Here is a 7416-nt window from a genome sequence, read left to right as displayed (position 1 = left end):
GTTATGGACGGCGACAAGACGCTGTTTATCAGCGCGCCGTTCGTCGAGAAGTCGTGGGAGTTCGTCCAGGGAATTCTGGATTCGTGGAAAGACGCCGCGCGCGTGCCGATTGTCGAGTATCCAGCGGGAAGCTGGGGCCCGAAGGAGGCCGACGACTTGATTCGCACTGCGGGAAGAGTATGGCATGAACCGTAGAGGATGAAATTCATGGCGACGAACGCGTGCTGCAATGCTGAAATCTTTGAGACGCCGATCGCGTGCCGGCTCGACGCTATACCGGCATCCAGCCGTCCGCGCTACGACGAGTTGCGGCGAATGCTCGCCGCGGCGGCGATCGGCAAGTGCGAACTGGCCAATGGAATCGAGGTGCAAATCTCGACGGACCGCATGGCGCTCGCGCACCTTGCCGAATGGATCTCCCTGGAGCGCAAGTGCTGCCCTTTTCTGGATTTCAGAATCGACGTCGCGCCCGAGTCCGGCCCGGTGTGGGTGAGCCTGACGGGCCGCGCCGGCGTCAAGGAATTCCTGGCGCACGCGTTTGGCGGCTCGTCGACGTGATCTGAAGACTCCGGATGTGCGGTGCAACAGACAATCGCGCCGCACCACGTCCCTCACCCTAACCCTCTCCCGACAACGGGCGAGGGAACCAGAGCCGGAGGCCCACGTCTTCTCTTAATACTGGGTGCAGGGGTCACTCCTGCTGGCATAGCTGGGCGACCTCGGCTAACATTTCTCGCCGCTACTGCGGCTGCGAAAACCAATATTTCACGAGGACCGGAGAGCACTTGGGCGACAACAACAAGGTCGTAATTATCGGCGCGAATGGCACGATGGGCGCGGGGGCGGGATGCGTCTTCGCCGGCGCTGGATACAGCGTCACGATGCTCGCGCGGTCGCCGCGCAAAGCGGCGGAAGGTTTGACGGAAGTGCAGAACGATGCGCGCGCGGAAGCGATCGCAGAGCGAATCTCGCTGGGCGCGTACGATGCCGACCTCGGCCGCACGGTAGGCGAAGCGTCGATTATTTTCGAATCGCTGGCCGAGGATCTGCCGCTCAAGAAGCAATTCTTCGAGCTGATAGACAAAAACCGGCGCTCGGACGCGATCATCGCGACCGGATCGTCGGGTTTGTCGATCGCGGAAATGGCGCGCGGGCGGAGCGAATCGTTTCGCCGCAATTTTCTCGGCGTCCACCTGTTCAATCCGCCGCATGTGATCGTCGGCACTGAAGTTATTCCAGGGCCGGACACCGATCCCGCGGTTGTGAAGCGGGTCGTCGCGATGCTGACGAAACGGCTGGGCCGCAAGGTGATCGTCACCAGCGACATGCCCGCGTTCGTCGGCAACCGGGTTGGCTTCAAGGTTCTGAACGAGACCGCGCAACTCGCCGCCGAACACGGCGTCGCGTACATCGATTATCTGATCGGGCCGCATACGGGGCGCGCGATGGCGCCGCTGGCGACTGTCGATCTGGTCGGATGGGACGTGCACAAGGCGATCGTCGACAACGTGCATGCGAATTGTAAGGACGAAGCGCACGAATTCTTCGCGATGCCCGCCTACATGAACACCGCGCTGCGCAACGGATGCCTTGGCGACAAAACGCCGGAGCGTGGCGGCTTCTACCGTCGCGCCGGCCAGGAAGTCTTCGTGCTCGATCCGAAGACTGGCGGACACGACAAGCTCGAACAGCCGGCGCCGATCGAATTCGTTGAAAAGATGAAACAGGCGCATCGGGTGGGCCGCTACGCCGACGCGTTGAAAGTCCTGGCCGAGGCGAAGGGCGCGGACGCCGACCTTTGCCGCCGCGTCGTACTCGGTTACGTCAGCTACGCGCTGAACCGCGTCGGCGAAGTAGCCGCGAGCGCGGCTGACGTGGACACTATAATGTCGTACGGCTTCAACTGGGCGCCGCCGACGGCGATCGTCGATCTGATCGGCGCGAAGAATACGGTCGCGTTGCTGCAGAAGCTCAAGCTCACGGTGCCCAAGACTGTCGAGCAAGCGGCGTCGCACGATGCTAATATGTTTGCCGGCGGCGTACTCGAATATGGCCGCACCTTTGTGGGATGAAAATCCTCTGTTGGATGATTAGATTGATTGTCGTATGATTACGCTAGTAATCAATAGGAGCGCGCGATGACGAAACCAGCGCCGGTGTATGTATTGGGCGGAGCGCAAACCGACTTTGCCCGCAATTGGTCGAAGGAAGGCAAGCATTTCGTGGCGATGATGCGCGAGGCAACTCTGGCCGCGCTCGAAGCCACCCGGATCGACCCCCGCGAAGTCGAGACCGCTCACGTCGGCAACTTCGCCGCCGAGCTTTACGCCAAGCAGGGACACATCGGCGCTTTTTTCGTCGAGATCGATCCGACTTTCTCCGGGCTGCCGACCAGCCGTCATGAGGCGGCGTGTGCGTCGGGCTCGATCGCGCTGATCGCGGCGTCCGCGGAGATCGAAGCTGCGCGGTACGACCTCGCATGCGTGGTCGGCGTCGAACAAATGAAGACGGTAGATTCCACCACCGGCGGCGACTACCTGGGCACCGCGGCGTGGTACGAGCGCGAAGCCAAGGGAATCGAGTTCCCGTTTCCGAAACTGTTTGGGCGCCTCGGCGACGAGTACGACAAACGCTACGGCCTCAAGGACGAACACCTCGCGCACATTTCGGCGGTGAATTATTCCAACGCCAAGCGCAATCCGAACGCGCAGACCCGCAACTGGTTCATGAGCGAGAGTCACGCGCAGCACGAAAGTAAATTCAACCAGGTCATCGGCGGCCGGATCAAAGTTAGCGATTGCTCGCAGGTCACCGACGGCTCGGTCGCAGTTTTCCTCGCGTCGGAAAAATTTGCGACAGCGTGGGCCAAACGCAACGGCAAGCAGCTCGCCGATATTCCGCGCATCCTCGGATGGGGCCATCACACGGCGCCGCTCGAATTCGACACCAAGGTCGCAGAGAGCCGCGACAATGCATACGTGTTGCCGCATACGCGGCAGGCAATTCTCGACGCGTTCAAGCGCGCGGGCGTCGGCTCGGCAGCCGAGCTCTCGGGAATTGAGACGCACGACTGTTTCACCACGTCGGAGTACATGGCGATCGATCATTTCGGCATCACCAAACCCGGCGAATCGTGGAAGGCGGTCGAAGAAGGCGTGATCGAGCTCGGCGGCAAGCTGCCGATCAATCCGAGCGGCGGTCTGATCGGCGCAGGCCATCCAGTCGGCGCGACGGGCGTGCGCCAGATGCTCGACTGCCATCGTCAGATCACGCACAGCGCGGGCGACTACCAGGTCGAGAACGCGAAGAAATTCGCGATGCTGAACATCGGCGGCAGCGGCACCACCAGCTGCGTCTTCATCGTCGGCAAGTAACACCCGAAGCCTGCAGTGGGGCGGGCCGCCGTGCCCGCCATCGACGCGCGCGCCAATCATTTTCCGATTGGCTTGCGCGCTTCGACGCGGCACAATTTTCGGATGCCCAGAAAAACTCCATTCATCCTCGTCGACGTCTTCACGTCGCGACCCTTCGGCGGCAACCAGCTCGCAGTCTTCACCGACGGCGCCGCGCTAAGCCCAAACGAGATGCAGGAACTGGCGCATGAGATGAACTTCAGCGAATCGACGTTCGTGATGCCCCCTGATTCTTCGGGCGCGCGGCCCGTGCGGATCTTCACGCCGTGGCGCGAAATTCCGATGGCCGGGCACCCGACCGTCGGCACCACCTGGGTACTTGCGAGTCGCGGCGAGATCGCGCTCGCATCCGCACTTGTCGATGCGACACTGAGGCTCGGAATCGGGCCGGTCACAGTGACGGTCGAGAACATCGGCGGCAAGCCGGACTTTGTCTGGATGGCGCATCGCGAGGCGGAGTTCGGTGCGAAGCGTGACGATCGCGAACGCGTCGCGAAAGCGCTCGGAATCGCGGCCACTGACATTCGCGACGATCTGCCGATCCAGGCCGTTTCGACTGGACTTCCGATTTTGTTTGTCCCGCTTCGAACGGTCGACGCGCTCGCGCGATGCTCCTCCAACGGCGCGGCGCTCACGGCGCTGTTCGAAACAGTCGCTCAGATGCAGCCCGTCTATATGTTTGTCGCGAACGAGTCGGGCGACTTCGCTGTTCGATCGCGCATGTTCGCGCCGCATACGGACGGAATAACTGAAGACCCGGCGACCGGTGGCGCCGCAGGTCCGTTCGGCGCGTACGCCGCGACGTATCGATTGATCGACCCTGCGCCCAAGGCTTCGTTCGCGATCCATCAAGGCGTCGAGATGGGACGGCCGAGTGAGATTCACGTCGAGGTCGCGCGCAAAGACAACGGTGCGTTCGCAATCCGAATAGGCGGACGATGCGCGATCGTCGGTGAAGGAGCGATGTTCCTCTAACGCGCAGGCGCGGCTATTGTTGTCTCATGGATGAACGTCAAATTCCTGCGGTCGGCGAAAAAGCTCCTGAGTTCTCGCTCGCCGATTCGACTGGTGTGGTTCGCCGGCTCGACGATCTGGTCGCCGGCGGAACGTGCGTCGTCGTTTTCTACCGCGGACACTGGTGACCGTTCTGCCTCCGCCAGTTGGCGGACTATTCAGAGCATCTCGCGGATTTTCGCGCAACCGGCGCCGAGCTGGTCGCGATCTCCGTGGATGACGCCGCGCGTACGGAGCCGGTACGCCAGGAACTCGGCATCAAATTTCCGCTGCTATGCGACACCAGTCGCGAAGTCGTGAAAAAGTACGGCCTGCTCAACAGCGGAGAGAAAGGCGGGATCGCATTTCCTGCTTCATTCGTGATCGATCGCGATCGGGTCGTGCGCTTCCGCGCGCTGGAACAGGTTGCGTCGCGCGTCAACGTTGACCAATTGCTCGAACTGCTGCGCGAGCTAGGGCGTGGCGCCGAACCGCAAACCAAACCGCGCCATCGCGGCGTGTTCCCCGGATTGATGTTCCTGCGCGCGACGATGAACGCGCTGCGGCACGGCGTCCGTTCGCCGGACAAATAAAATCAACTTTTCATCGCGGTGCGGCGAGCCTATGATTCAGCGCGCGAGGTTTGCATGAATCGTCGATATCTAATTGCGCTGTCGTTCCTGATCGGGGTCACGATCTGCGCTTGCGCCGGCGGAGGCGTGACTGAGACGCCACCAGTCTTTCTCACGAGTCCGCAAGGGAACCGGGTTGAAGCGCTTGCAATGACCACGGCGCGCGCCAACGCGGCCGCGATCCGACTCCGCGACGGACGCGTGCTGATCTGCGGCGGCACGGCAACCGGACAAGTCGGTGGTGTGCTCTCGAGCGCCGAGCTTTACAATCCTGACTCGCGCGCCTTCACCGGGACCGGTTCGATGACGGTCCCGCGAGCGGGGCAAACGATCACATTGCTGCGCGACGGACGCGTACTGCTGACGGGCGGCGTGCAAAACGCCGGCTTCCGCTCGGAGCTTGCCAGCGCAGAGATTTACGATCCCGGCGCCGGCACCTTCAGCGCGACGGGTTCGATGTCGGTGCCGCGCGAAGGTCATACCGCGACGATACTTCGCGACGGGCGGGTGCTGATCGCAGGCGGCAGCGACAACGGCATCCATACGCTGGACTCGGCGGAGATTTACGATCCTTCCAGCGGCACTTTCCGAGGCACCGGCCATCTGCATCAGCCGCGCATCGCACACGTCGCCGCGCTGCTTGGCACCGGCAAGGTTTTGATCGCCGGCGGCGGCCGCGGCGGGATGCCAGGCGGCTACATCTCATACGACACCGCGGAAATGTACGATCCGGCGGCCGGCAGCTTCACCGCGATCCGCGCGCACATGAAAAGCGATCGCGTCGGCGCGGCTGCGGTCAAGCTGAACGACGGTCGAGTGCTGATCGTCGGCGGCAAGAGCGGCAGGAGGATGACCAGCCGGCTTAGCAATCTCTCCTCGCTGACGCCGCTCAACACCGCCGAGATTTACGATCCCGAGGCGGGCGCTTTCATCAGAACCGGCGACATGAGCGCGCCGCATTACCTCGCGACCGCGACGATGCTCGACAGCGGGAACGTGCTCGTCGTCGGCGGATGGACCATCAGGGGTCCAATCGTGGTCGGGATGCGCGACGCTGATCTGTACCAGCCCGAAACGAACCGGTTCTCGCAAGCCGGGCAAACCAACGTAGCGCGGCTTACGAACACTGCGACGCTCCTGAACGATGGCGAAGTGCTAATCGCCGGCGGCATCGCGGACAAAGCGCTGGTGACCGCGTCAGTCGAATTCTATTCTCCAAAGCAGCATCGCTTCCTGATGCTTCCCGAAACCGGAGCATCCACTGAATGAACGACTCGAAGAAGGATTCACTGCCGGCGTTTGAGCTGCGCGACGCGCTCAGAACGGCGCGCTCATTTCCTTCCACTCGCCCCGCCCTGCTCTGCTTCGTCAAGGAAGATTGTCCGACCTGCGGCATGACGATGCCGCTGATCGAGACCGCCCGTCGCGCCTTCGGCGCATCCGTCGATGTGTGGGCGATTGGCCAGGACGCCGAAGGTAACGCCAAGCTGGTAGAGCGATATGCGCTGACCGGGCCGATGCTCGACGACTCCACGCTCAAGGTTTCGTTCGAGTACGGCCTTGATACGGTGCCGACGATCATCCTCGCCGACGCACTGGGCCACGAGCAGCGCCGCTTCGTTGGTTTCGGACGCGACGATTGGCGCGCGATGTTCGCCGAGTTGTCGCGACAATCGGGCGTTCCGTCGCCGGCCGTCGATTGGAATTCATATCCGGAGTCGCGGCCGGGTTGCGGTTCCAAATCGGTCGAACCGGGAATCGCGGAGCATCTTGAAGCGGAGGCGCGCGGCGACAAGTTGACCGCGCGGCGAATCGAGCTGGGAGACGCCGAAGACGTATTCGAATTCATGTTCGAACGCGGCATGACCGACGGTTTGCCGGTAGTGCCGCCGACGCCCGAGCGCGTGATGTGGATGCTGACGGGGACGCGGCGCGATCCGCGAGAGGTGATCGCGATCGTCCCGCCCAATCTTGCGCCGGTGACGGTCGAGAAAGTCGCGGTCAACTCCGTGATGGCGGGATGCAAACCCGAATATCTGCCGGTCGTGATCGCTGCGCTCGAAGCGGTGTGCACTGACGAGTTCAACATCCACGGCATCATGTCGACGACCTGGGGTGCGACGCCGGTGATCGTGGTGAACGGCCCGATTCGCCATCGCCTCGACATGAACATGGGCATGATGGCGCTCGGCTACGGCACTCGCTCGAACGCAACTATCGGGCGCGCGCTGAAGCTCGTGCTGCGCAACGTCGGCGGTGCGCGGCCGGGCGAGATCGAGCGCGCGACGCTTGGCGCGCCGGGCAAGTTCACGACCTGCTTCGCCGAATGGGAGGAGCGCAGTCCGTGGGAGCCGCTGCACGTCGAGCGCGGTTTCAGG

7 protein-coding genes and 2 pseudogenes are annotated in these 7416 nt (G+C 62.8%); all 9 read left to right on the top strand.

All coding sequences use genetic code 11. The annotated features are described in order from the left end of the window. A pseudogene (locus tag VIW95_RS15580) lies at window positions 1-195 on the top strand (glucose-6-phosphate dehydrogenase); the annotation flags it as partial. 12 nt (window positions 196-207) lie between these two features. Next, the gene (locus VIW95_RS15575) at window positions 208-558 is read left to right on the top strand and encodes a hypothetical protein (RefSeq protein WP_331588189.1); all 351 of its coding nucleotides are present in this window, start codon (window positions 208-210) and stop codon (window positions 556-558) included. Between the two features lie 227 nt (window positions 559-785). After that, window positions 786-2072 carry a 3-hydroxyacyl-CoA dehydrogenase family protein gene (locus VIW95_RS15570; RefSeq protein ID WP_331588187.1) on the top strand — a complete coding sequence of 429 codons (1287 nt, stop codon included), beginning with the start codon at window positions 786-788 and terminating at the stop codon, window positions 2070-2072. 66 nt (window positions 2073-2138) lie between these two features. Then, window positions 2139-3374, top strand: coding sequence for an acetyl-CoA acetyltransferase (locus tag VIW95_RS15565; protein WP_331588185.1), 1236 nt, complete (start codon window positions 2139-2141; stop codon window positions 3372-3374). 102 nt (window positions 3375-3476) lie between these two features. After that, on the top strand, window positions 3477-4388 hold the full coding sequence (locus tag VIW95_RS15560; protein WP_331588183.1) for a PhzF family phenazine biosynthesis protein: 912 nt from the start codon (window positions 3477-3479) through the stop codon (window positions 4386-4388). A gap of 26 nt (window positions 4389-4414) precedes the next feature. Then, window positions 4415-4555, top strand: coding sequence for a hypothetical protein (locus VIW95_RS15555; RefSeq protein ID WP_331588181.1), 141 nt, complete (start codon window positions 4415-4417; stop codon window positions 4553-4555). Between the two features lie 12 nt (window positions 4556-4567). Beyond that, window positions 4568-4999: pseudogene (locus VIW95_RS15550) on the top strand (redoxin domain-containing protein); the annotation flags it as partial. A gap of 54 nt (window positions 5000-5053) precedes the next feature. After that, on the top strand, window positions 5054-6307 hold the full coding sequence (locus VIW95_RS15545) for a Kelch repeat-containing protein (RefSeq protein ID WP_331588178.1): 1254 nt from the start codon (window positions 5054-5056) through the stop codon (window positions 6305-6307). Beyond that, the coding region (locus VIW95_RS15540) for a TlpA family protein disulfide reductase (protein ID WP_349259336.1) at window positions 6304-7416 on the top strand (1113 nt) is incomplete at its 3' end. The genes VIW95_RS15545 and VIW95_RS15540, both read left to right, overlap by 4 nt.

It is taken from the genome of Binatus sp. (SeqCode) (assembly GCF_036522015.1).
Classification (GTDB): Bacteria; Desulfobacterota; Binatia; order Binatales; family Binataceae; genus Binatus.
The sequence above is the reverse complement of the archived record's forward strand: the minus strand, read 5'-3'. Positions and strand labels throughout refer to the sequence as shown.

Excerpts from the sequence above, each read along its gene's own strand:
- VIW95_RS15575 (WP_331588189.1), top strand. The coding sequence starts at position 208 with ATGGCGACGAACGCGTGCTGCAATGCTGAAATCTTTGAGACGCCGATC.
- VIW95_RS15565 (WP_331588185.1), top strand. The coding sequence starts at position 2,139 with ATGACGAAACCAGCGCCGGTGTATGTATTGGGCGGAGCGCAAACCGAC.
- VIW95_RS15560 (WP_331588183.1), top strand. The coding sequence starts at position 3,477 with ATGCCCAGAAAAACTCCATTCATCCTCGTCGACGTCTTCACGTCGCGA.
- VIW95_RS15555 (WP_331588181.1), top strand. The coding sequence starts at position 4,415 with ATGGATGAACGTCAAATTCCTGCGGTCGGCGAAAAAGCTCCTGAGTTC.
- VIW95_RS15545 (WP_331588178.1), top strand. The coding sequence starts at position 5,054 with ATGAATCGTCGATATCTAATTGCGCTGTCGTTCCTGATCGGGGTCACG.